Annotated in this window: 13 protein-coding genes and 2 pseudogenes; 4 read left to right on the top strand and 11 right to left on the bottom strand. The window is 50.8% G+C overall.

Features of this window, described 5'->3' with window-relative positions:
- Nucleotides 1-182, top strand: a pseudogene (locus Q7J88_RS04995) (hypothetical protein); the annotation flags it as partial.
- 11 nt (nt 183-193) lie between these two features.
- Here the strand turns inward: Q7J88_RS04995 and Q7J88_RS05000 are convergent.
- Nucleotides 194-3646: a pyruvate carboxylase gene (locus tag Q7J88_RS05000; RefSeq protein WP_303721052.1), complete on the bottom strand. Its 3453-nt coding sequence runs from the start codon at nt 3644-3646 to the stop codon at nt 194-196.
- Nucleotides 3647-4308: 662 nt separating this feature from the next.
- The gene (locus tag Q7J88_RS05005) at nt 4309-4875 is read right to left on the bottom strand and encodes a DUF2799 domain-containing protein (RefSeq protein ID WP_303721053.1); all 567 of its coding nucleotides are present in this window, start codon (nt 4873-4875) and stop codon (nt 4309-4311) included.
- A 789-nt stretch (nt 4876-5664) separates the two neighbouring features.
- Between Q7J88_RS05005 and Q7J88_RS05010 the strand changes: the two genes are divergently transcribed.
- Both Q7J88_RS05010 and Q7J88_RS05015 read left to right on the top strand, forming a co-directional pair.
- Nucleotides 5665-6420, top strand: coding sequence for a M48 family metallopeptidase (locus tag Q7J88_RS05010; RefSeq protein ID WP_303721054.1), 756 nt, complete (start codon nt 5665-5667; stop codon nt 6418-6420).
- A 252-nt stretch (nt 6421-6672) separates the two neighbouring features.
- Nucleotides 6673-8052, top strand: a complete 1380-nt coding sequence (locus Q7J88_RS05015) for a sigma-54 dependent transcriptional regulator (protein ID WP_303721055.1) — start codon at nt 6673-6675, stop codon at nt 8050-8052.
- A gap of 81 nt (nt 8053-8133) precedes the next feature.
- Here the strand turns inward: Q7J88_RS05015 and typA are convergent, their stop codons facing one another.
- The 4 genes from typA to Q7J88_RS05035 all read right to left on the bottom strand — a co-directional run bounded on the left by typA (nt 8134) and on the right by Q7J88_RS05035 (nt 16937).
- Nucleotides 8134-9945, bottom strand: a complete 1812-nt coding sequence (gene typA / locus Q7J88_RS05020) for a translational GTPase TypA (protein ID WP_303721056.1) — start codon at nt 9943-9945, stop codon at nt 8134-8136.
- 175 nt (nt 9946-10120) lie between these two features.
- Nucleotides 10121-12376 carry an inorganic phosphate transporter gene (locus tag Q7J88_RS05025; protein WP_303721057.1) on the bottom strand — a complete coding sequence of 752 codons (2256 nt, stop codon included), beginning with the start codon at nt 12374-12376 and terminating at the stop codon, nt 10121-10123.
- A gap of 233 nt (nt 12377-12609) precedes the next feature.
- Nucleotides 12610-14295 (bottom strand): Na/Pi cotransporter family protein, encoded by a 1686-nt coding sequence (locus Q7J88_RS05030; protein ID WP_303721058.1) that lies wholly within the window; start codon nt 14293-14295, stop codon nt 12610-12612.
- A gap of 275 nt (nt 14296-14570) precedes the next feature.
- Nucleotides 14571-16937, bottom strand: coding sequence for an AsmA family protein (locus Q7J88_RS05035; protein WP_303721059.1), 2367 nt, complete (start codon nt 16935-16937; stop codon nt 14571-14573).
- A 558-nt stretch (nt 16938-17495) separates the two neighbouring features.
- Here Q7J88_RS05035 and Q7J88_RS05040 point away from each other — a divergent pair.
- A complete protein-coding gene (locus Q7J88_RS05040) occupies nt 17496-17981 on the top strand; it encodes a RimK/LysX family protein (protein WP_303721060.1) in 486 nt (161 codons plus the stop codon).
- A 53-nt stretch (nt 17982-18034) separates the two neighbouring features.
- Here Q7J88_RS05040 and Q7J88_RS05045 read toward each other — a convergent pair.
- The 5 genes and pseudogenes from Q7J88_RS05045 to Q7J88_RS05065 form a co-directional block, all read right to left on the bottom strand.
- Nucleotides 18035-18223 (bottom strand): annotated as a pseudogene (locus Q7J88_RS05045) (glutaredoxin family protein); the annotation flags it as partial.
- Between the two features lie 210 nt (nt 18224-18433).
- On the bottom strand, nt 18434-19198 hold the full coding sequence (locus Q7J88_RS05050) for an ATP-binding protein (protein ID WP_303721061.1): 765 nt from the start codon (nt 19196-19198) through the stop codon (nt 18434-18436).
- Between the two features lie 18 nt (nt 19199-19216).
- Nucleotides 19217-19699 carry a GFA family protein gene (locus tag Q7J88_RS05055; protein ID WP_303721062.1) on the bottom strand — a complete coding sequence of 161 codons (483 nt, stop codon included), beginning with the start codon at nt 19697-19699 and terminating at the stop codon, nt 19217-19219.
- Nucleotides 19700-19740: 41 nt separating this feature from the next.
- Complete coding sequence (locus Q7J88_RS05060) at nt 19741-23058, bottom strand: exodeoxyribonuclease V subunit beta (RefSeq protein ID WP_303721063.1); 3318 nt, start codon at nt 23056-23058, stop codon at nt 19741-19743.
- Complete coding sequence (locus Q7J88_RS05065) at nt 23055-25715, bottom strand: PD-(D/E)XK nuclease family protein (protein ID WP_303721064.1); 2661 nt, start codon at nt 25713-25715, stop codon at nt 23055-23057. The genes Q7J88_RS05060 and Q7J88_RS05065 overlap by 4 nt, the downstream gene beginning before the upstream one ends.
- Nucleotides 25716-25763: the final 48 nt, after the last annotated feature.

A 25763-nucleotide genomic window follows, 5' to 3' on the forward strand; every position in this document is an offset into this window, starting at 1 on the left:
CAGCTCACTTCCTATCGCTTCCTTCAGACCCTGCCGTTGCCAGCAACGCCCTTGCGATTCGGATTGTCTTCCCCCTGATCGGGGCGACGCTTGCTTCTTTCAGCAAGCCGGGTTTGCCAGCTCCGCTGGGCAAACAACAAAAAAGCCGGATCATAAGCAATCCGGCTTTTTTGACTCTGTGAGATGCTATTGGCTACTCAAAAACCAGCAGCAGATCCCCTTGATCAATCTGAGCACCTTCGCCAAAGACCACTTGCTTGATTTTGCCATCTTTCTTCGCTTTAACGTTGGTTTCCATCTTCATCGCCTCGGTCACCAGCAGCACATCACCTTCTTTCACCTCGTCGCCAACGGCAACATTCAGCTTAAAGATCTTGCCCGGCATCGGCGCGCCTACCTCATGACCGTTATCTGGGTCGGCTTTAATGTGACTCGTCTCTTCCGTCGCCACTGAGTCATCCTTTACCACCGCGGTCCGCGGTTCGCCGTTCAGCTCGAAGTAGATATTCCGAGTACCGTCTTCACGAACTCGACCAATCGCGTTGAGCTTGACGATCAAGGTCTTACCCGCTTCGATGTCGATGGTCACCTCGTCACCGATATCGAGTCCGTAGAAGAAAACCGGAGTCGGCAAAAAGGAGGTGTCGCTATATTCCTGACGGAAACGATCATACTCCTCGTAAACACCAGGGTAGAGCACCGCTGAGAGAACATCCTCGTCACGAACCTGATGGCCGAGCTTCTTTTCCAGATCAGCTTTCTTGGCTGGGAAATCGACTGGCTCAAGCAGTTCGCCAGGCCGGCAGGTGAGTGGTTGCTCGCCCTTCAGGATAATTTTCTGCAGTTTCTCAGGAAAACCGCCGTATGGTTGGCCGATCATCCCTTTAAAGAAATCAACGACCCCCTGCGGAAAGACCAAATCTTCGCCCCGCTCATAGACATCCTCCGGTTCCAGGTTGTTCTGAATCATGAACATCGCCATATCACCAACAATTTTCGATGAGGGCGTTACCTTGACCAGATCACCGAACATATCGTTGACCTTGCGATACATTTCCTTACACTCTTCCCAGCGATGACCAAGCCCAAGTCCCTCAACCTGAGGCTTGTAGTTGGAGTACTGTCCACCCGGAATTTCATGATGGTAAACCTGGGCAGTACCGCTACGCAGCTCCGACTCGAACGGCGCATAGTAGGTCCGGCAGGTTTCCCAGTAGTTGGCCAGTTTCTGTAGGCCGTCCATGTCCAGTTTCGGGTCCCAGATAGTACCTTCGAGCGTTGCTAACAGCGCGTTCATATTCGGCTGTGCGGTCAGGCCGGAAACTGAAGAGAGCGCCGCATCGACCACGTCGCAACCGGCCTGCGCAGCCATCATCAACATGGCAACGCCGTTACTCGAAGTGTCATGGGTGTGCAGATGAATTGGCAATCCGGTTTCGCTCTTCAGCGCCTTGACCAGTTTCTCAGCAGCAAATGGCTTGAGTAGTCCAGCCATATCCTTGATCGCCAATACGTCGGCACCCATCGTCTCCAGTTCCTTCGCCATATTGACATAGTATTTGAGCGGATACTTGTCACGCTTCGGATCAAGAATGTCGCCAGTGTAACAGATCGCCGCCTCACAGATCGCACCACCTTTCTGAACGGCTTCCATCGCCACCTTCATACCGGTTGTCCAGTTGAGTGAATCGAAAACCCGGAAGACATCGATCCCCTTATCGGCAGCTTTGGCAACGAACTCCTGAACAACGTTGTCAGGATAGTTGGTGTAACCGACGGCGTTGGAACCGCGCAACAGCATCTGGAAAAGGACATTCGGTATTTTCTCCCGCAGACGCTCAAGACGATCCCAAGGGTCTTCGCGCAAAAAGCGCATCGAAACATCGTAGGTCGCGCCGCCCCACATTTCCAATGACCAGAGCCCCCCCCCAAGGTGCGCGGTCGCTTCGGCGATACGATCCAGATCGTAGGTCCTGAAACGGGTCGCCATCAACGACTGATGAGCATCCCGCATTGTTGTATCGGTCAACAGCAGATGTTTCTGTTGACGGGTCCACTCGGCAAGTCCCTTAGCCCCCTTTTCGCGTAGAATGTCACGGGTACCACGCGGATGCGGCTTTCCATAGGGGATTTCCGGGACTACTGCTTCGCGTAAATCCTTGTAGTGCAACCTCTTCTCTGGAGCAATGCCAGGATAACCATTGACCGTGGTGTGTCCGATAAAATTGAGAATTTTATTAGCACGGTCCTTCTTGACCTTCAGATCAAAGACTTCCGGGTGATTGTCCAGGAATGATGTATCGCACCTCCCATCAAGGAACGTGGGATGGGTAATCACCTTCTCCAGAAACCCAATATTGGTCTTCACGCCTCTAATTCGAAACTCCTGCAGTGCTCGGTGCATGGTTCGGGCGGCTTCGTCGAAGTGCAAGCCCCAAGTCGACACCTTAACCAGCAACGAATCGTAGTGTGGAGTGATGAGTGCGCCAGCATAACCAGCGGCTGCGTCAAGCCGGACACCGAAACCAGCGGCAGTACGGTAGGCCTTGATGGTTCCGAAATCGGGTGCGAAGCTCATTGCTGGATCTTCTGTGGTAATCCTCGACTGAATTGCATAACCACGCAGCTCAATATCTTTCTGCGATTTGATACCAATCTCGGGGTCTGAAAGCCTGTAGCCCTCGGCAATTCTAATCTGCGCCTGCACCAGATTGCGCATGGTCACCAGTTCGGTCACTGTGTGCTCGACCTGGATACGTGGGTTAACCTCGATGAAATAGAAATTTTCTTCCTTATCCATCAAGAACTCTACGGTACCGGCGTTGCGATAATTGACCGACTTGGCTATCTTCAGAGCGTAGTCACACAGTTCCTCTCGTTTTTTTTGGGTCAAGTAGAGTGAAGGAGCGATCTCGATCACTTTTTGATGGCGACGTTGTATCGAGCAGTCCCGCTCATAGAAGTGAACCAGATTTCCGTGAGTGTCTCCAAGAATCTGCACCTCAACGTGTTTCGGATTCTCTATATATTTTTCCAAAAACACGGTCGAATCGCCAAAAGCAGCCTGCGCCTCGGAAGCAGCGCTACGAATTCCTTCAAGCAACTCTTTCTGGTTATTTACCACTCGCATACCGCGACCACCACCCCCGGCGCTTGCCTTGACGATAATCGGATAACCGCAGGACTTCGCAAAGATGAGTGCTTCTTCATCAGTCTGAATCGGTTTTTCGGTACCGGGAACGATCGGCACACCTGCTTCAATAGCAACCTGACGACCGGAAACCTTGTCACCCAGACGCCGCTGGATATCTGGGGTGGGACCGATAAAGGTGATGCCAGCCCGCTCGCAGGCTTCAGCAAACTCAGCATTTTCCGACAAAAAACCATAACCGGGATGGATAGCATCTACATTTTTCTTGCGCGCTAAGTCGATGATCTCATCGATTGCCAGATATGCATCGATCGGCCCCTTCCCCTTGCCGATCTGATAGGCTTCATCTGCCTTGTAGCGATGCAATGAAAGACGATCTTCTTCCGAATAGATTGCAACCGTAGAAATGCCTAGCTCAGTACATGCACGGAAAATTCGAATGGCAATTTCCCCCCTATTTGCCGCCATGATTTTTTTGAACTTCGTTACACCCATGTCTAAATCCTCTCCAAAAGTTGTTAACAACTTACAAATTTGTGATTTTTTGAGATCGCTAAAAAAATTTCACTGAAACTAAATTATTGTAGTGATTTCGTAAGGTTACAGATTTGTTGCTTCGACATAGAAGCAGAAAAAAGCACTCCGTGTCAAGTTAGAATAGCGTTCTATTTTTAACAAATCTGGTCAAAAAAAAGACTTGGGCAGTTGGTCTTACCAATAAGCTATGTAAATTCAGCAAATTACAGAGGGATGAATAATTAACAGATATGTTTTGTGGCGAAGAAAAAAAATGACAAGAAATATCTAATTTATTTGCTTATTCTGATGAATACCATCCATCACTTCTTGCTTAAACGAGTCCAGTGATTATGATTGGGTAGTGAAGTCTCAGGAGTCCTAAGGTATTAGATCTCAGCGCGTTGTTTACACTTTATCGCCATAAAAGTGCTGCACCCATCATGGCGCATCTATGCCGACAAAGGAAACGGGGGGAGACCATCTCATCGTGACTTAAATAAGCCCCGGCAATGACCGGGGCTTCATGGCCATCTCGATTAGAAAAACAGTGTGACAGGCTTCACATCATAAGGGGTGGCCGCATTCAGTTATAATACGAAGCAATTGCCGGGGAAAATTTGCCGAGCCTTGAAGGATTTTTATTGAGAGAATACTTGATATCTTTTCCTTAGTAAATTTCTCTCGTTAACCATAGAGTTCCGCTCTTCTTCGAGCTGGGCAAGCTCAACTTCACAATCGGTTATTTCTGTTTGCAGTTCGAGCCTTTCTTTGACAAGGATTAGGCGGTCAATGTTGCTCGTTTTTGCATGGATAATTAGATTTTCTTTGTGGTGAGCCTCTTCATGCAGTTCTTCCAGCAATGTGTGGGTTTCATTGATAAAAGCTTCGTGCTTCTTGATGGAACGATTCAAGGAATAAATCTCTCTACCTCTCTGATAACCGATTTGATAGTCACCAATCAACTCAGGAGGACATACGTCGTTAAAGTATTTGCCATGTTGACCGAGTCCAAAACCATTGTTGTAGGTACAATATTGCTTTAGTCCTTGCGAGTGGCCCTGCTGATATTGTTCCAGGCTTGGGGCCACGTTGTATTCTGCACAGGCTTCACGGTGCTTGCCAATATATGCTAGCCTCCGACCTCTAGTCCCATCTTCCATGCCAATGATTTGCCAGTCAGCATTCAGACATTCTGAGCGATTCATGGTCGCGCAGCCTGACAGAAAGAAAAGGGCAATTAAGATTAAGGTTATTACAGGATATCTCATGGTGTCCTCGCAGTCTCTTGATGAGACGATATTAATGCAGGTGGCATTGCAAAGTCAAAGCTCTTAATAATCAATTCTCTTACTAACCAGGTTTGAGTTGATCAAATGATTAGCAATATGTTCATACCTATACTTTTACTCTTCAGGTTGAGTGGGTTGCTATCAGACAATGATATTTGTATTGAAATTTTGAATACGAAAATTTTTGAATCTGCCCCTTCAATTTTCGAAAAATTAGATACCTGCTGCTGTCAAGAATAAGACAAGCGACGCCGACACAGAGAATAGAATGAGTTTTTCTTTGATCATCTTGAAAGCGACCTGGAACCTGTTGATGGCTTGGCTGTACCGTAGAAGTTTGAACACGTTGAATAGCCTCAGAAGCCTAAAAGCCCTCAACGACCGCAGGGTTCTACCCCTAATTTACGCACACGAGTGTTGTCTTCAATGATTTTCTTAAGATTAGAGGTGTCCCAAATTGGGTGATTTAATCTCATGGGCCCCGATATTTTGAGCCGAAAACTGCCCCTTCCGCTAAGCCGATGAAATTACAGCAGAGCGAAAGGATCAGTTTTGATATGATTTGTAAGGAGCTTTAGGCGAAGACATTCTCGTGACTTGTAGTATCCGCACCAAGTCAATCCAAAGCTATGTTAAGCGATCACTGAGACAGCTCATATACTATGGTAGAATTGATTAGTTTTTTAATTTCAAGGAGAGGTGGGTATGAAAAACTACATGCAATTTTCGCTGGTTCTATTCTTTGTTTTTATCCTTGCTGGTTGTGCTGCCGAAGGCGGACTGGACATGAACAAAGCCATGGAAGTGGGAGGCGGAGTACTACAGGCAACCATGCTGTCGGAAGACAGCGTCAAGCAGACAGCATCTCTGGCTGCGTCCGAGATGGATAAGAAGACACAGGTGGCCGGAGTAGAAGATCCCTACTCTCAGCGACTTAATCGACTGGCTCAGGGGCTGCAGAACTATGATGGTCTCACTCTCAATTTTAAGGTCTATTTGGCTTCGGACGTCAACGCCTTTGCCATGGCTGACGGTACCGTACGCGTCTACTCCGGCTTAATGGACAAAATGCCTGACGATCAGGTGCTGGCTGTCATCTGTCACGAATTGGGACACGTCAAGTTGAAACATAGCTATCAGCAGATGCGAGAGCAGATCCTTTCAGACACTGCTTTCAAGGCGGCTGCGTCTGTCGGCGGCTATATTGGTTCTCTGACCTCATCCCAATTGGGGCAGATTGGCAAGCAGGCGATTGAGGCACATTTTTCCCAAACCGATGAGCTTGAAGCAGATACTTATGCGGTCAAGGCGTTACACCGAATCAATAAAGATCCCTATACCATGAAGGCGGCTATTCAGACACTCGAAAGTTTGTACGGCGAAGGAGGCGGTTTTTTAAGTAGCCATCCGTCGAACCCCAAGCGGATAAAAAATATCGACGCCGCTATTGCGAAGCTCTAACGGCATTTAGTCGACAATGTCAGGATAATTGGTATCACATATTTCAAAACTCATAATTTTTAAAACCGCCACTCCGATATGGGGTGGCGGTTTTTCGTTCAGAATGGGCGGACTGGATTGTATGATAATCAGTGGATGTCTTTGCTTAACAACAGGTGGTGGATTTAACCTAACCCTTTAATACTTGTGACTGAATCCAGCCCATGCTAGCATGCGTCAATGAAATGACGAACCTCTTTCTTGGAGGCCAACATGCCACAATCTTCCCAGATTCTGTTGATCGACGACGAACAGGAAAGTTGCCAAGCCCTTTCACTTCTTCTTTCCCGTGCAGGATATCGTGTTGAAAGCTGCCATTCTGGTGAAAAAGCCTTATCAATTCTGAATAAGCAGAACTTTGAACTGATCATCAGCGACCTGTTTTTGCCCGGTGTCAGCGGTATCGATATTCTCAAACGGGTCAAGGAAGACTCTCCTCAAACCTGTGTTATCCTGATTACCGGAAACGCTTCGGCGGAAACCGCTGTCGAAGCGATGAAAGAAGGGGCTTTCGATTACATCAGCAAGCCCTTCAACTTTGAACGACTGAAGCTTCAGGTCGCCAAAGCGCTGGAAAAGAGCAAACTGGTTATTGAAAATCAGTACCTTAAGCAGCAACTTCGCCATAAATATAAATTCGACAACATCATCGGCAGCAGCCAAGCGATGCAACAGGTTTTTTCCCGGATGGAAAAAGTTGTCAGCACCGACTCAACCATCCTGATCCTCGGCGCATCCGGCACGGGTAAAGAACTGGTCGCTAAAGCGATTCATTTCAACAGCTCCCGCAAAGACAAGCCCTTTGTCGCCATTAACTGCGGCGCCATTCCTGCCGACCTTCTCGAATCGGAACTGTTTGGCCACACCAAAGGTTCTTTCACCAGTGCAGTCTCAGACAAACCGGGGAAATTTGAAATCGCCAACGGTGGCACCATCTTCCTTGACGAAATTGGCAACATGCCGCTGCAACTGCAGATGAAACTGCTCCGGGTCCTACAGGAGCATGAGTTCGAACGTGTCGGTTCGAGTAAAAAAATTAGGCTTGATGTCCGACTGATATCTGCGACCAACGCCGATCTGGCCGAACAGGTTAAGATCGGAAATTTCCGCGAAGACCTCTATTACCGTCTCAATGTCATCCCAATTGTTCTACCGGCTCTGAAAGATCGCCGCGGTGACATCACCCTGCTGGCAAAACACTTTCTAACCAAAATTTGCAAGGAGATGAATCGGCCGCTGATGGCCCTCGACCATCAAGCGCTCCAGTCTATCGAAGCCTACGACTGGCCGGGCAATGTGCGCGAAATGGAAAATGTGATCGAGCGCACGATCGCCCTGACGGATGGCAATCTAATTACCTGCAACGACCTACCGTCCGACATCGGCAGCGCTAGCAGGGAAAAGTCAACCTCTGCGCCGCAAGTAACGGAAACGGGAATCGACATGCCACAAGTAATCGCAGAAATCGAAAAAGAGATGATTCTACAGGCAATGGATATCGGCAAAGGGGTCAAAGCCAAGGCAGCTGATCTGTTGGGGATTAATCGCACTACGCTGGTAGAAAAAATCAAACGCCTGAAAATAGGAGTGTAAAGAGAAAGGCCGCTCTCCTGGGAACGGCCTTTCTTATAAATAAGGAGTGGATACCTGACGAGAAACTCAGCATAGCAAGCTTTATTTGGCTTGTTTCTCCATTTTTTTCCGTTCGTTCGCATCGAGATATTTCTTGCGCAGGCGGATCGACTTCGGTGTCACTTCGACCAGTTCGTCATCATCGATATATTCAAGCGCCTGTTCCAGGGAAAGGATCGTCGGCGGAGTGAGGCGGATCGCATCGTCACTGCCTGATGCGCGGACGTTGGTCAGTTTCTTCCCTTTACAGCAGTTGACCACTAAGTCGTTTTCTTTAGCGTGTTGGCCGATGATCATCCCTTCGTAGACCTCTACCCCAGGTCCGATAAAGAGAATGCCCCGATCCTGCAGGTTGAACAGTGAATAAGCGATTGATTCACCCGGTTCGATGGAAATCAACACTCCGTTCTTGCGACCAACAATCGGTCCCTTATAGGGCGCATACTCGTGAAAGGTGTGATTCATCACACCGGTGCCACGAGTCTCGGTGAGAAATTCTGTCCGGAAACCGATCAAACCGCGGGCCGGGATAATAAACTCAATCCGGTTGGTGCCATCCATCGGCGTCATCGATACCATCTCCGCCTTGCGGGTGCCAAGTCTCTCAATCACCGTTCCCTGGTATTCTTCGGGGACATCAATGGTCAAGTATTCCATCGGCTCACAACGGGTGCCATCAATCTCACGATAAATGACCTCCGGCTTGGAAACCGACATCTCAAATCCTTCACGGCGCATGTTTTCGATCAGGATCGACAAATGCAGTTCGCCACGGCCAGAAACCTTGAAGGTATCTGTATTGTCCGTATCTTCAACACGCAATGAGACATTGGTGCGAAGTTCCTTCATCAGCCGATCACGGATGTTGCGCGAGGTGACAAACTTTCCTTCGCGCCCAGCAAACGGTGAGTTGCTGACCATAAAATTCATTGACAGGGTCGGCTCATCGATTGCCACGTAAGGTAGAGCTACCGGATTCTCGGCGCAGGCCAAGGTTTCGCCTATCCCAAGTTCCTCGAACCCGGCGATGGTAACGATATCTCCGGCAAAAGCCTCCTCAATCTCGATCTGCTGCAATCCCTGATAGCCTAACAACTTGGTAATCCGGCCATTTTTTATGTTGCCGTCCTTGTCAATCCAGGCCACGGTCTCACCCGACTTGACTTTGCCGTTAAAAATCTTGCCCGTAGCGATTCGACCGATGAACTTGTTGTAGGCGATATTGGTGACCAGCAACTGGAACGGCGCATCGACGTCAACCTGAGGCGGGTCAACTTTTTCGCGAACCATCTGGAACAATGGCTCCAGGTTGTCCGATTCGTCCTCCAGTTCGTTCTTTGCGTAGCCATTCTTGGCGCTAGCATAGACAATCGGAAAATCAAGCTGGTCCTCGTTGGCGTTCAATTCGCAGAACAGGTCGAAAACCATGTCAACCACCTCTGCCGGGCGCGAACCTGGGCGGTCAATTTTATTGATGACGACGATCGGCTTCAGTCCCAGGTCGAGAGATTTTTTCAATACGAACCGGGTCTGCGGCATCGGCCCATCGAATGCATCAACCAGCAGCAGCACCGAGTCGACCATCTTCAGAATCCGCTCGACCTCTCCGCCGAAGTCAGCGTGCCCCGGAGTATCGACGATGTTGATCTTCAGATCACCGTGCTGCACCGAAAGGTTCTTCGAGAGGATGGTGATCCCACGCTCCTTTTCCAGATCGTTACTGTCCATCACCCGTTCGGTGATCGCCTGGTTTTCCCGGAACACCCCGGATTGGATCAGCATGGCATCGACCAGCGTGGTCTTGCCATGGTCAACGTGAGCGATGATAGCGATATTACGAATTTTTTCCGACATCAGTTAAACCTTTTAAATTGCGTTGTTTTTCTAAAAGACGCGCGATTATGCCAGAAAGCCACCGGCGTGCCAAGCAAATACCTCGAGCGGGGTGTCTTTTTTACCAAAAGCAAATAAAGCTCCCCCGGAGGAAGTTCCGGAGGAGCTTGCGCAATCAAAATAGCTGGGTTCTGGACTATTTAGCCTCACCCTGTTCCAACTGTCCGAACGACTCCTCGAAGATTTCGAGCAACTCAAGGTTCTGCTTGGAAAGCATCATGGCGTTGCCGACAATCGCGTAGTAGAGAATACTCAGGCGGGTTTTGGAGGTAATTTCCTTGATGCGCGGCACTTGGCGGTCGTTCAACTCGCTGGCGTAAGCACGCAGGTCGGCATCCAACTCGCGCAGCCTCTCTATGTTGCTGGTCTGCATGTGGTCGAAGGTCGATTCGACCTCGCTGAGGATCACGCCGAGCTTACGGCGCACCTGCTCCAGTTCCTCGACCTGCTCAGGCAGCAGTCCCTTGTGATGGTTACCGATATGGGTATACGCACGCAGCACGATATCGCGATGCCCATCAGAGAGCTTCTGCAAACGACGTATGGTCTGCGGATACTTGTGCGAAACCACCACACCTTTTTGGTCAAGCAGGCGCATCGCCTTAAAGACATTGGCAATAATAATATTCGACCATTGCTGGGTCTTCGTCAGCTTCTTACGTTCCACCCCGACAATGTCGAAGTTCTGCTTAAACAGCCCCTCAAGCGCCTTGTCGAGCGAGTGGTGAATCTCCTTAAGCAGGAAGCTCATGTGCGCGAAGGTCGTCTCGATACACTCGCGCGGGTCGGTGACACTCTCGAGGTTGAAGACCTCGCTTTTTTGTGACTCCTCCTGCATAGCACGATGTTTTCGGTGGGTCTTGTTAATCAGGAACGCGGCAAAGACCACCAGAAACAATACCCCGAAACCCTTCAGGAAAAAGATCAGCGTCGCAAACAGGCTGGCAAAGGTGAAGGCAATCACAGCTGTCATGAACCAGCCGCCGACTACGGTCAGCACGCCGGTCACTCGGTAGACGGCACTCTCGCGCCCCCAGGCTTTATCGGCAAAAGAGGACCCCATGGCGACCATGAAGGTCACGTAGGTGGTCGAAAGAGGGAGCTTGTTAGCCGTAGCATAGGAGACCACCGCGCTGGCTACCATCAGGTTGACAGACGCGCGCAGCAAGTCGAAGGTTGGACGTCCCTCAACCACCGCGACTTTCGGAGCAAGGGCAGGGTCGAGGCGGCGGCGTACCACGCCGCGGATGCTCTCAGGAAAAATACCTTTGCCCATCTCCAGGGTGTTGATCACCAAACGTACGATTGCCCGCGACAGGAAGATCGACTCGAAGCGCTCCTGTCCTTCCTCTTGGGCACTGAGATTGAGAGAGGTTTCCGTAACGGTCCTCGCCTTGCGCGAAAGCACTATGGTCAGAACCATAATGACCCCGGCGATCAATAGGTATGTGGTCTCGGCTGGAACTTTCTCGGCCAGAGCACCCATAGTCACGGTCAGCGGTGCGTCGGTGGCCATGGCCGAGGCGTAGGCGTGCAGTCCGGCCAGCGGCACACCGATAAAGTTAACCAGATCGTTGGCCGCAAAGGCCATCGCCAAAGCAAAGGTTCCGATCAAAACGATCGGCTTGAGAATGTTTACACTCATCACCTGAAGTATCGCCAGCACGATGGCCGATATAACAAAAATAATTACCACCATCAGCAACCAGTGATCCTTGATCCAGGCGACGTTTGCCTTACTCATAAACGCCGCTCCCTTGGCACCCTTGACGAGAATAAAATAGGTGATCGACGACATCGCAAGACCACCCCACAGGGCACCGTAACGCTTGAAACGCTGCTGGTAATCAAACGTAAAGAGCAGGCGGGTGAGAAACTGCACCAACGCACCAAAAACAAACGAAACTGCCACCGAAAGCAGAATCCCCATGATGATGGTAATCGCCTTGGCGGTATTGATGTAGTTGATGAGGGTGACCAGGCTGTCACCGGCCTGGACGATTTTGAGTACAGATACGGCCACTGCAGCACCGAGTAATTCGAAGACCACCGAAACGGTGGTCGATGTCGGTAAACCGTAGGTATTGAACATATCTAGCAGGATGATATCGGAGATCATAACAGCGAGAAAGATGGTTAGCAGCTCCGGCATGGTGAACAACTGAGGATGGAAAATCCCCTTGCGCGCCACCTCCATCATACCACTAGAAAAGGTCACTCCAGCCATAATACCTAGGCAAGCGACAGCCATGATTACCGCTCGCGGAGCAACACGCGAACCGATCGAGGGGGTGAGGAAGTTGACTGCATCATTACTTACTCCGACCATGATGTCGAAAAGAGCGACCAGACCGAGGATGCAAACCGCAACAAAAAACAGCTCTGTATTCATAATCGTATGAGTATCCTTTTTTCAGACATTAGGTGAGCCGACAATTCTGTTATAACTTTCCGCAAAAAACCGGGCAACACCAATGGCTGTCCGGTTTTGATTGCATTTCGAAAAAACATTCTTTGCAGGCTCCGTTGACTAACAAATCCGCTTCGTGCGCTAACTAATATAAGCGGATTGTTAGGATTGTATTAGCGCATGAGTAAAACCTGTTTTCCGAAAAATTTTTCTTCTCATGCTCCGTACACCGGCTCATCGAAAAGAGCCTCATGCAGATTGACCGTGTGGTTCTTGATACGTCGCAGAGCCACCGCCATGTCACTGAAGGTCAAGGCAGGCAGCGCCCCACAGGATCCCTGCTTCATCCGGTCGAGGTGAGACTTGCGAATTTCGTCAGCCAAATCGTTGAGCCGGTTCGCCTTGTCGTAGATTTCACGCGTACTGGTAGCGTCTTCGTTGTTGAAGGCCTGGCAGACGTGAGAGAAAAAGGCAAATACCTCATGATGGAACCGATGCAGATCGCGCCAGGCATCTTGACTGAAATTCTGTTCATACTTATCTAGTCGCTTCATGTAGGAGCAAAGCGAAGCAGCATAGTCAGCAATCGACTCCAGCTCGTCTGCAGCTCGAACATAGGCGTAAGCCCGGTCCGACTGTTCCTTGCTCGCGTTACCGGCTTGCATCAGGGTGACCACAAAAGTGGTAATCTCATGCTGCATAATATCGGTTTCTTCCTCGAGTGATTCCACCTTACGGAAAAACTTACTCCTTTTTTTCAGTTCCGGCTGAAGATAACTACCAGAGTGTTTCAAAGTCTTACGCACGCGCCCCTGCATCCGCTTGAGCTCTTCGTAGACCATTGAGATTCCCATCGCTACCGGCATGGTTCCTGGAGCACCGATATATTTGAAGCCCCGCTTACTTTTCTCTTCCCGCTCCGGAACCAGTCTGATCACCAGTCTGGATAGATAATTGAGAAACGGCAGCATAACCAGGGTGGCGGTAACATTGAAGAAAGTGTGTGCCATAGCTATATGAGCAGCGATGTAGGGACGATTCCCTTCGGCATCAACAAAGCCGGATGCTCCGGGAACAAACTTCTCGATCATTGCAACATAAAAGGGGAAAAGCGAAATGATAATCAACACCCCAAGGACATTGAATACACTGTGCGCCATCGCCGCTCGCCGTGCGGAAATGGTGCCACCGATAGCAGCGAACTGGGCGGTGATAGTGGTACCGATGTTTTCCCCCATAACCAGTGCAATCGCCGTATATAGTGGAATAGCTCCCGTCAGGGCGAGTGCGATAGTGATCCCGAGCATCGCTGAACTGCTCTGGATAATCATAGTCATCAAACAACCAATAGCGACGCACCCCAGGATACTGAGCAGGGTCTGAGCATCAAGGGCCAGCATCAGATTCATGAAGCCTTCGTCGTTGCGCAGCGGTTTGAAGGCACCGCTCATGATCTCCAACCCGAAAAAGATCATCCCCAGAGCGACGAGGACCTTGCTAATGGCAGAAACCCGATCATTTTTGGAAAAGAGCATCGGGAAAATACCGATGGCAATCAGCAATAGACCATACTTGCCAACCTTGACAGCCAGAATCCAGCCGGTGATGGTTGTACCGATATTAGCTCCAAGGATAACTCCGATCGCCTGAGTCAACTGCATCAGTCCGGCATTGACCAGACCGACAACCATTACCGTGGTAATTGAGGATGACTGAACAAAGGTAGTAACAAACAGTCCGACCAAAACTGCCAGAAAGCGATTAGTGGTAACTGAAGAGATCGCTTTGCGGATCATCCCGCCCGACAGCATCTGTAAGCTATCGGACAGATATTTCATTCCGAGAATAAAAACGCCCAAACCACCAACGGCGGTATATCCCATTTTAAAAGGTTCAATCATTTTTAATTCCTAAAAGTTTTCTACAGTTTTGTGTCTTTTCCCGTAAAAAGCCGGACAGACGTAAACGTCTGTCCGGCTGTATTTTGATTTCAAATACTCATACACGCAACTCTCCAGCTAGTGGCGAATTTACCCGTGCGAACGACGCGAGTATAAGGGAAATGTTAGGATTGTGTTAACAAAAAAAAGCGACTCAACCTTTTTTAATCTGCCGGTATGGATATCAGTCCGATATTATTGAGCAATTCAATCGCCATTTCGAAGTCACATCAAAATCAATTGCCGAGTAAGCGATTCAGAGTCCCTTCGAGCAACTGCTTGACCGGTGTTTTTTCCTCATCTGCAGGCACTACTTTTTCCAGCAAGCGCTTGGTCGCTTCCTGCTTTACTTTTGAGGTCGCCCGCTCCTGCAACACCTTGGAATCTAAACCGATTTTCGGACTACTCAGAGTCCCCTTGATCGTCAGAGGCAACATCCCCCAACCATCCTTGTCGCTCAACTCCTTTTGCAAACCGGTTTTAACACCGATACGGTTCATTAAGTCGGGAGACAGACGGGCATCCAATTTAAGATCCAAACCGCCCTCAACGCTGATTGTGCCCTCCGGCTTTAATTTCGCCTTGGAGCTGTCTAGTTGTGCCGACAATTTGGTCAACCCATTACGTAGATCGTAATTACTTTCAAGGGCATCAAAACTCAGGATTTTCAAATCGGGAAGATCGAGGAACATCGCCAACTGTTCCAGCAAAGGAGAACCGGTAACCTGACCCTGCCGTAGCTTCAACACCCCTTTTACCTGCAAGGACTTCAGAACATTATCCGGGATGGTGCCACGACCGGAAAAATTGTTCTGCAATTGCAACAAGCCGCTCACCGTCTGTTTGGCCTGCGGGACAAGACCGGAAACCAGCGTCATCAAGTTTGACTGGTCAAAGCTTGCCTGACCCTGATATTTGAGTCCTTGGACTCCCAGATCGACATCACTGTTGAATGTGAAGTCGCCACCAGCTACCCCGCCACGTAAAGGTTCAATCTGCAAATGATTATCTTTTAAAATGACATCTGCAGAAACATTTTCCAGATCAAGCTTGCGGTAAATCAGCTTTCCAACACGCAAAGTCCCGCGCATATCCACTGGAATATTGAATGGCCCAATGTCTTCTGCCAGAGTCTGTTCCTGCTTCACCTTTGCCTGTTTGGGAGATGAAGCTTGCGGAACCTCTGATTCCTTTGGCAACAGCGGATTAAGGTCAAGCTGGTCGGCAGCAAGACGAAAGTTTCCGCTAACCAGATCACCGAATAGATTTTCCGCGGAAAATTCCAGGTACGCCTTCTGTCCGGCCAGATCCAAAATCATCTGTTTGGCTTCCACCCGCTGATCAGCTAGTTTGATCGGTCCGCTAACACCGAATCGCAACTTGTCCAGATTCGCCTTGACATCCACCAACTCGATATCGGCAGTTTTAAGTAACTTCGCACCAGCGCTGGCAGGACCGGAGAACTCGATACGACCATCGATCGCACCGGCCAGACGGAAGTTACGGATATCCTTATTCAGGCCATCGGGCAAAGCATCAACCAAAGTAGTCAGATCAAGTTTGTCAAACAGAAGCGCTAAGGCAAGATTTGGTTCCTTGCCGGCAAGTTCGACCGTACCTTCCGCGCCAATAACGGCGTCATTGAAGTTAACCAGCAATGTGGACACGGCAAGTTTCTGCCGGTTTAACTGGTAATTCAAGGCATAATCGAGTTCCAGCTTGCCTTGTTTGAGAGCTGCTTCGGGAAGCTCATCCAAAACCAGATCGAGATTATCAAGTAAAATTTTCCCCTTCGACTCAACAGTTTCCTTTTTCAGTTGAACTTCCAGATTCAGGTTTAAAACCGCTGAACCCAACTTCCCAGGGAGCGACTGCCGGTAATAAGGAGCGAACTTAACGAGGTCGAGTTTGGACAATTGCAAATCAAGATCACCTGCCTGCTCGGCGATATCATAATTGCCGGACAAGGTTATCTGACTGCCATCCAACATTGTTGAGAATTCAACCGGGAACGGCCCGTTCAGAGTTATCCGGCTCGCTTCAAAATTGAATTGATTGAAGAGGTACCGGTAGGGAGACCTACTGTTATTTAAGCGATCGATGAAAACAAGTTCCCCACCTTTGATCGAAACCTGATTCACAAGCAGACCGAGTGGGGAGGTTCCGGTGGAAACCTTTTCCGTCTTCGTTTCGGTAGCGGGTTTGTTGCCCCCCGTTGGAAGCAAATCGGAGAAATTAAACTCGTTCGCTGCAGTTCGTATAATTTCGATGCGTGGCTCTTCCAGTAGAATCTGGTCAATAACCAGTTCCCCCCTGAACAGCGGCAACAGTTTATAATGCAAGGCTAATAGCTTTATCGAGATAAAATCATCGGGAGTATCTTTTTTCTGTACGCGCAGGTCATAAAGCGAAACACCGGAAAAAATTCCGATATCGATCCCTCCCACTTCAACTTTCCTCTGTAATGAATCCTCAACCAGAGGCAGCAGGGCTCCTCTCACTCTCTCAGGGGTAACAACAACCTTGACAAGTATCGAGAGCGACACCAGCAGAAAAACGATTGTTATCCCTACGGCCATTGCTATTTTTGCGGTTTTCGACATGATTCACTCCCGAGGCCGAAAAATTTCTTCGAATTAAATACAGCTAGCCAGATTTCGAATTTACAAGGTTAACACTCTATCACAGTTAATGCAGCTTCACATTGTATATATGGCCATTTATATATATATCGCCAATCCAAAGGAGCCCCCTGTGCCGATCTATGAATTTCGTTGTAGTGCCTGTAAAAACTAACAGAAGAAATATGCAACTCCAGAACGACCGAAGTCGATTGCCCTGATTGCGGAGAAAAAGCAAAACAAATCGTTTCGATCTTCTCTGGAAAAACAGACCTAGCTATAAACTATGCGGCTGGTTGTTTGCACAGAGCCGGGTTCACATTAGGCTAATCAAGGGACGGAGTGCCAGCCTAACCTTAAAACTTGCACAAACATAGCCATTTCCACCGTTTTAAACAATGTGCCTGCAAAGCGGAAGTCACTAGAAATACAATGGGAAAACTGCATATCGATTCTAATATTAGAATATTTTACTTTTCGCCCGGGTGTCGATAAAATTCTAAGCATTAAATAACCCAAATACTCGGGGGTGTTTGAATTATGAAAAAAAACAAGAACTCTCTACTGATTGACGTCGGATGGTGCGAATGGGTTTCCTTCCCAACGCTGAAAATTCCAGCCATCGAAGCTGAAATCGTTAACGAAGCGCGTCAATCAATCCTGAATGTCTTCGACTATTCAACATTCAAAGAGGGTGAAGATCTGATGATCAGTTTTGGCGTCCACCCTATCCAGAAATCGGATGAAGTTGAAGTCTATTCCGTGGTACCGGTAAAGACTAGACGCTTGGTCAATACAGAGAACGGCGAACGTAAATGGTGCTATGTCATTGAAACGGAAATGCGGATCGGCTCGATGAAAAAAAATATCGAACTGACCCTAGTTAAAAACGAGGACTCTTTATTCCGACTGCATTTGGCGCCAAAGACCATTAAAAGTCTGGTTCGGATCAATCCTCAGAAAAGCTACCTGACCGGACAGATCCTAGGAAACTTTAGAAGCCAAGTGGCTTCGCATGGCGCTTGATCCTGCCAGTTTGCATGATCCAAAAGCCGCCCCCTGCTAGGGTCGGCTTTTTTTTATTCATCATCCAGCGCCGATTCATACAAATGCTTCGACCATCCGCTGATCTTTATTCCATTAATAATGGCAAAGGGCACACCACGACCGGAATCTAGTTCTTCTTTCCGTTTGGCAGCAGCGGGATCTACTTCAATATCGTAGACCTTGAAACTTACTCCTTTTTGGGCCAAAAAACTTTTGGCCTTGTCACAGTAGGGTCACCAACTGGTGACGAAAAGCTCAGCAACAACTTCACTCTGCTGAGTTTTCCGGTAAACTTTGGTTTCAGCATCCGCAGGTTGCGGAACGGATAAAACGCTGGAAAGCAGGCAACACAACAGGACAAGTCTGAAAAAAAACTTCACCACATCTCACTCCATAGGTACATGTTTAATAATCCGGCACAATGCCGCTTCTCATTTAGTTTCCACAAAAGCCTTATAAAACTGTCGGGCCGTCCGGCCGCTATGAGTGGCCCGCGAAAGAGCAAACAAACGCGCAGCCTCGTGTAGCTCGTCACGCTCCCCTTGGTAATCGGCAAACAAGCTGTCGACAATCCGCAGATATTGATCCATATTGCCAGGATAAAAAGCCAGCCAGAGTCCGAATCGATCGGAAAGTGAAATCTGTTCTTCAACCGCATCGGCGTAGTGAAGCTCACCATCCACAACCTGACTATCGAGATTATCCCGCATTTTTTCCGGCAATAAGTGACGTCGGTTCGAAGTCGCATAGATCAGCACATTGTCTGGTGCCATCTCTATCGACCCTTCGAGGACACTTTTTAAGTGTTTATAATTCTTTTCTTCGTCGGAAAAAGATAAATCGTCACAAAAGACGATAAAGCGTTGCGGTAGATCACGGATTTCATCGACAATCTCAGGCAGGTAGATCAGGTCGTCCTTGTCAACCTCAATCAGACGCAAGCCCTGCACCACGTAAGCATTGAAGATAGCTTTAACCAAGGAAGACTTACCAGTCCCTCGTGCGCCCCAGAGCAAGACATTATTTGCCGGTTTGCACGCCAGAAACCGTTCGGTGTTTGTCACCAGTTGTTGTTTTTGCCTATCGATACCGAGCAGCTCAGCCAAACCAATCTGATCGACGTTCCTTACCGGCCGCAAATATTCTTTACGCTGCCGCCAGATTGCAGCAGTAGTGGTATTCCAATCCAATTGCATCTAACTCACCTGATAAGATTATGCTACCGGAATCTCTAGTAGTGCCGGATTCACAACCTGATTCTTGTAGGTGATTTCAACCTTCGAAATCCAGTTTTTCTTCCAACGTTCAGCACGCTCCTCGGTCGATTGATTTTCTACGTGTTCAATCGGCACCACCTTCGCCTGGTCAATCTTCAAGCCATTAATGCTGTTGGCATTTAACACTGCATACAGTTGATCATCGATCTGGCTGACGATAAAGGGGAACACCCCGCATTGTGAACAGAGAAAAACATCCGCGGACTCGCTGCCAAACTGGTAGCGATTGATCTTGCTGCGATCCTTGACCGACACCTCCAGCTTGCCGTGCGGATGAGAAGTATAGCAGGCTCCCTGCTTGATACAGAAAGAGCAGTCACAGCTTTTGATCGGCAGTTCCATCTTCGGGACTGGTGAAATAAATGCGTACTCGATATTGCCACAGTGGCAACGACCGCTGATTTCGTACAAACCACTCATCCTCAAACCTCCGGGTCCATATTTATGCCATCACTATACCATCAGCCATTCAACTCGCACCAGCCATCCAGCAAGGGGAAATAGAGCGCTGTCCGGATCGGCAGATCTGTAGTTTGTAGCCTCAGTAAGCGCGAGTACATCCGCATCTGCCCTGCATATTGTTTCTGTTGCCGCCTGACAAATACAGCCTTCGTCTCACCAGTATTTGGCGAGCTGGTCTTGTAGTCGATGATCCACCGTTCACCGGCAAAAACAAAAGTCCGATCGATAACCGCATGCACCAGCTCATCATCGACAACCCCGGTCAACGCCAACTCACACGCATGCTCTGGATGAGCTGCCAGTATCCATTGTCCCCGCTCACTAGCCAGAGTTGCTTCCACCGCTGCCGACACCGTATCGATCCCCACAGGCAATTCCGAATTCGGCACCCCGAGTGAACTGAGCTGACGACTGATGACCCGCTGCTTCTCTTCGCTAGCACGTCGCCGCCAACTCTCGCCCCCGAAGCGGGCGATCTGTTCAAGGTACTGATGCACCAGCGTTCCAACATGCCTCTTCGACTCGTTTTCCCAGCCGCTGAAGACCAGCTCCCGCCCGTCATCATCCTCCTTCTGCGAAGCTATTTTCTGCTGTATTCCCGATACCAATGTTACCCCCGAAAGCTGCGGCAGCCGCCAATCAGCAGGCAAGCTTCGCAAAAGCGGTGGCATGAATTGAGGTGCTTCTTTTTTGCGACTTATGGCATTGGCGACAAAATCGGCCCCGACAACCGGCCAAAGCTTTTCCAGCAGCGACCCGCGAACAGGCTGCAGACGATCATCTTTGTCGCGCTTGGCGTGGCCCAACAGGTATAACCGGGAGACCGCCCGGGTCGTAGCAACATATAGCAAACGAACAGCTTCCAGCTCCTGTTTGTCGTTTTCCAGGCTACCAATCAGTTGATAGGTCGGATCTTTTTCGCCGCTGCCTCGCGCCGCGACCGGTGCCAACAACAGTCCGTGCCGCGGGTGCTGCTGCCACCTCAGCAGCGGACTTTCGATGCGGCCTGTGGTTTTGCCGAGCCCGGGGAGAATCACCGTGTCAAACTGCAAGCCCTTCGCTTTATGGATCGTCATTACCTGTAGCCGGCCATCCGCTTCGCCATCCGGAGCAGCGAACAACTTCTGCAACCCCTCCTCCAGCAGATCGACCGATTCAAGTTCACCGCCCTGTTCCAGCGACTCCAGCAAACCGAAAAACAACTCGGCATCTTGCACCGACTCTGCGGCATAACAGGCAGGGCCGCCAAGAACCAGCCAGGTTCCTTCCATTAACGCGCGCAACGGTAAACGCCCCCGCCGCGAAATGGCCCGCTGCAGCACAGGCCAGATTCTGGCGATGGCCGCCTGACCATCATCTGACAAATTCGTCAGGCGCTGTTGGTTCGACAGCAAACCGGGGATCGTGGCATAACCGGCACCTTCGACCAGTGCATTTAAATCGTTCAAGCTCAGCCCGCACCAGGGCGCCCGCAGCACCGACAACCAGGACAGCCGATCAGCACGTTGCAGCACGGCCTTGCAGAGGCCCAACAGATCGAGAACCACAGGGCGCGCCCCTAGTTGATCGATATCCTGTGCCTGGTACTTCTCCCCGTGTTGCCGCAGCAGAGGCAGGATCGACTGCAGATGATTGCGGCCGCGGACCAAGATGGCTATTTTCTGTTGCGGATCTTCACGGCGCGCCTGCTGTATTAATTGCAGCACCTGATCCGCCTCCGCCTGATCGTCGCGACCATCGAACGGAAACAACGTACAGGCAGCTTCCTCCAACAGCGGGTGTACCGCATCCGCTTTCGCCAATGGTACCGCGCCTGTGGCAATATCAACCTGCGCAGGGAAAAGCTGTTCAAAGGTCTCATTGACCCAGTCAACAATCCCCTGCTGCGAGCGGAAGTTACAGGTCAGTTGCAGCGGTTTCAGCAGTGGCCCTGCAGCCCCCAAGCGCCCCTTGAAAGTATCGAGAAACAATCCGACCTCTGCCTCGCGGAAACGATAGATCGACTGCATCGGGTCACCGACTAGAAACAGGGTTCGCCCGTCGCCCGCGATCCACCCGGAGGTCAGCAAATCGAGCAGTTCGTACTGCAACCACGAAGTATCCTGAAATTCGTCGACAAGAATATGCCGTAGATCATTGTCGGTCTGTAGCAACAGCTCCGTAGGGTCTTCCGCATCACCGAGCGCTGCCTTGGCCTGCAAGGCGATCGCGGCAAAGTCGGCTTTCCCTTGGGCACGAAACACCAGCCAGAGTTCCGCCACCAATCTGGGGAGCAACTCGATCAGGCACTGCAGGATCTGCCATTGATTCTCCGTATAAGCGCGCGCAGGCAACTCCCAAACCTGTTTGAGCTGTTCAGCCAAACCGGGAACGGCCGACAACCCAGATAAAAGGTCGAGCATCCGCTGCTTATCGTCCTTGTACTCTTTTCCGCTGGGGAAACCGTTTTTCACCGTCACCGTTTTTCGCAGCTTACCTTCAGCCGTTAGAAGGAACCGGGCAATCAGCTGCCAATTTTCCAGATCATCCTTTTCAGTCCCCGGCAACTGGCTCAAGTCTGCCAAATTTACGTCGTTCAGCTGACCGGCCGCGTATTCAGCGCAAAACAAAAATTCAGCAGTCAGTTCGCTCGGAAATAACCGCCTCAGACGAAGCAGCTGGTCGGCAATCAATCGATTAATGCCAGCTTCCAAAGCTGTGCGCGGATCATACTCTTCCGACAGCAGATAACGCAGCCACTGGTCGCGTTTTTTCAGCATGTCTACCAGCATCGTCTGAAGGTATCCGACCTGATTATCAAGGTGTCCCAACAAACGCCGCAGGGCATCCCTTTCCGGACAATCTATATCGAGCCGTTGCAAAAGCTGCTCAGCCGCCAGTCGATAGAGTGCTTCGGCATCCTCAGTCACTTCCGGGACGGAACCGAATCGAGACAGCCAGGGCATCTTTCGAACCAGGCTCGTGTTGAAACTGTCGATGGTCTGGATGGTCAACTGTGCCGGGTTACGCAGCAAGTTTTCCCCCTGCTTCTCCAGAGCAGCGGTCGCCAGTTGCCAGGTTTTCGCTTCGTGCGCTTTCTCCGGGCAGGGAGTATTCTTCGCCGCGCTCAAAGCTTCCAGCAAGCGGTGTCGCATCTCGGCCGCTGCCTTGCGGGTAAAGGTGATGGCTAGAATCTGATTCGGGCGCTCCACCTGAGCCAACAGGGCAAGAAACCGCTGAATCAGCAGCTCGGTTTTACCCGACCCGGCCGGAGCCTGGACGATGCAGGAACCGCTCACATCGATCGCCAACTCGCGCTGACTGGCATCGGCAATCATGCGTCCCCCCCTTCTGATGAAGCCACTTCGCCGATCCGACACAGGCCGGGCAGATCGCAATATTGACAACTGCGCTTGATATTGTACGGCCGAACTTCGGCCTGCCCAGCAACAAAATCGCTGGCGAGTTTTTCCAGTTGCCGCCGCCAATCGTCAAGCAGAGCCTGCCAGCTATCCAGGTTCCGCTCTGTCGCCTGCGGAAAATCAGCCAGCGCCTTGACCCGCCCGAGTAGCCCCTTCTCTTTCACCACACCGAGCAGCCGCGACTCGCTACGGCGCACCTGGGCAAACGCGACACCGTCGGCTTCCGCTCCGTGCTGCGCCACGGCGTAAATCGGCAACTGCGGTTCCAGCAACGGCTCGCAGAGCAGATCTTCTGTCTTCAGATCACGACCGGTTTTGTAATCGATCACAACCTTGCTGCCATCGGCCAGTTCATCGACCCGATCGATTTTGGTTCGAATCTGCAACGGCCCGAGTTGCTCGATATGCTCCTGTTCCATCTCAACAACGCGGAACGGATCGCGGTTGCGCTCAACCGAATCAAGCCAGTCGCCAAGCAACAGCACCAACCGTTCTTTCTCCAAGGCCAGCAACTGCGCTGACGGCAGGGTTCGAGTGGAAAAATACTCGTCAACGGAACTTTCGACTACTGTCTCCAAAAGTACTGTCTGACCGATTTCATCCAGTCCCAACAATGCCTGCTGATCTCGCAGCCGTTGCCAGAGCCGCTCCAGCACTAGGTGCACCAGATCACCACGGGTCATGGCATCGAATCCGGCGGATGCCGTCTCCAACTCGCGCCCACGCAAGCGGTGGTGAACGAACGCCCGAAACGGACAGTGCGCCTGGTCCTTCAAGATCCCGGTGCCGCCACTCCCTTTCCCATCCGTTAATGGCGGACCGCTAAGGTCTTCTCTCTGCTGCAGTTTGCAAGGCGCTTGCAACAGCCAGGACAAGGCATCCTGACGCTCGGCAACCGCAACCTCTGTAGCTATCGCCTGTTCCGGTAGAAGCGGGCTTGGGCGCAGCTCGCAATCACCGTCGCGGGTCGGATAACTGAAGATCACTTCTGGCGCTGCAGTCTGCAAGCGTTCAACAACCTGCTCGGCAAACAGCAACTCCCGCTCAGCATCAGCGTGAGGCATCCCCTGCTGCTTTTGCAGTTGGTAGGGCAAAAAAGGATTCGGCCGCGCTGCAGCCGGTAAGACGTTCTCGCTCAATCCCATTACCCAGAGATGATCGAAGTGCAGACCAGCTGATTCGAGTTGTCCAACCAGTTGCAAAGGCCCGGTCGGCGACTCAAGCTGAAAATCGATGTCAGCGGCCAACCGTCGCAGCCAGCCGAGCGCCTGCCCCCGGCTAATCGGTTTCGATACCGGATCGAGTGAAGCCAGCGCTGGCAAAAGCTTCTCACGCCAGACCTTGATCGCCTGATACTCGCTGCTTGCCATGGTGCGATCTCCCGGCCAACCGAGTTCCCGAAGCTGCATGGCAAACTGCTCCGCCCATGCGCCCGGCAAGCGGTGTTGGTGATCTTTCGTGGCAGTATCGAAAACTCGACAGATTTTCTGCAGCTGTTTCAACTGGTCGTTTTGCTCGGCAAGACTCTCAAGTCCCGAAAGACTGATCTGTATCTGACGAAAAGAACGGATGCGCGCATCCAACTGGGCGCGGCTGTCTAGTTCTTGCTGACTACCGCCCAGGTAAGGGGTTAGCAACAGAAATGAAACTTCTTCGAGAGGCAATTGTCTCCCGACCGACAAAAACTCGCAGGCTGCATGTACTACACCCTGCTCTGCCAGCGGGCCGCCGAGCGAAAGGGTAAAGTTCGCCTCCTCGTCGTAGAGCAAGGGCGTTGCTGCAGGGTCGATCTGATCGCGGAAAATACGCTCGATTTTGCGCCGCTTGGCCTGCAGGTCGAAGACGACCACGCCGACCGACGCTGCCCCTTCGTCGAGCAAGCGCCGTGCCCAGCGCGCAGCCTGCTCGATTTCGTGATCTTCATCCTGCGCGGCATAACACAGCATTTTTTCTGCCACCTCACTGGACAAGGAGGCCGGCTCGCACGAAATCCCGATTTCGCGACAGGTCGCGGTGAGGCGTTCCGCTCCTGGCGGCAATTGATCGAACCCGACCAGCAGAATCTGCTGCGCCGGCACCAGGCGACCTGTCTTTAGCGCGGCACAGATATAAGCCGGCAATTCGCTGCGATCAAGCCATTCCTGCTGCTGGCAGGTAAGTTTGAATTGTTCGTGCCAACGGGAAAAAACCTGCTGATCTTCGGTCAAATAGAAGCCAGCGAGCGAGACATCGTATTCTTGCAGAAGTTGATAGGCTTCGTAGGCCCTTTCCGCCGTCTTGCTAACTTGCAGCAGTTCTAACCCGGTGCCGCGACTCGAATCTTCGATCAACTGCTCCCACAGGCGCAACGCGGCATTCTTGTTGAGCAACCGCCAGCTATCTCCGAGTTCGGCCAGACAACGACTAAGCCAGCCCTGATAACTGATGATTTCCGGAGTCCCCCAGATTTTTGCTCCGGACTGCTGCATCGCCAGGTCAAAACAACTGCGCAGATGGCGGAACAGCCGTTCGTTGGCCGTCAGGATCAGGGCTCCTGAACGTGCGGAAGAAATTAACGATGAGAGGTTGTGCAAGCGAATCCCCCTTGGCAGAAACTGTTTTTCATAGCATTACAACACCGG

Source organism: Malonomonas rubra, from assembly GCF_003247215.1.
GTDB lineage: Bacteria > Desulfobacterota > Desulfuromonadia > Desulfuromonadales > Geopsychrobacteraceae > Malonomonas > Malonomonas rubra_A.

Coding starts and splice junctions, on each gene's coding strand:
- Q7J88_RS05040 (WP_303721060.1), top strand. CDS start 17,496: ATGAAAAAAAACAAGAACTCTCTACTGATTGACGTCGGATGGTGCGAA.
- Q7J88_RS05010 (WP_303721054.1), top strand. CDS start 5,665: ATGAAAAACTACATGCAATTTTCGCTGGTTCTATTCTTTGTTTTTATC.
- Q7J88_RS05030 (WP_303721058.1), bottom strand. CDS start 14,295: ATGATTGAACCTTTTAAAATGGGATATACCGCCGTTGGTGGTTTGGGC.
- Q7J88_RS05005 (WP_303721053.1), bottom strand. CDS start 4,875: ATGAATCGCTCAGAATGTCTGAATGCTGACTGGCAAATCATTGGCATG.
- Q7J88_RS05055 (WP_303721062.1), bottom strand. CDS start 19,699: ATGAGTGGTTTGTACGAAATCAGCGGTCGTTGCCACTGTGGCAATATC.
- Q7J88_RS05060 (WP_303721063.1), bottom strand. CDS start 23,058: ATGATTGCCGATGCCAGTCAGCGCGAGTTGGCGATCGATGTGAGCGGT.
- typA (WP_303721056.1), bottom strand. CDS start 9,945: ATGTCGGAAAAAATTCGTAATATCGCTATCATCGCTCACGTTGACCAT.
- Q7J88_RS05025 (WP_303721057.1), bottom strand. CDS start 12,376: ATGAATACAGAGCTGTTTTTTGTTGCGGTTTGCATCCTCGGTCTGGTC.
- Q7J88_RS05000 (WP_303721052.1), bottom strand. CDS start 3,646: ATGGGTGTAACGAAGTTCAAAAAAATCATGGCGGCAAATAGGGGGGAA.
- Q7J88_RS05015 (WP_303721055.1), top strand. CDS start 6,673: ATGCCACAATCTTCCCAGATTCTGTTGATCGACGACGAACAGGAAAGT.
- Q7J88_RS05050 (WP_303721061.1), bottom strand. CDS start 19,198: ATGCAATTGGATTGGAATACCACTACTGCTGCAATCTGGCGGCAGCGT.
- Q7J88_RS05035 (WP_303721059.1), bottom strand. CDS start 16,937: ATGTCGAAAACCGCAAAAATAGCAATGGCCGTAGGGATAACAATCGTT.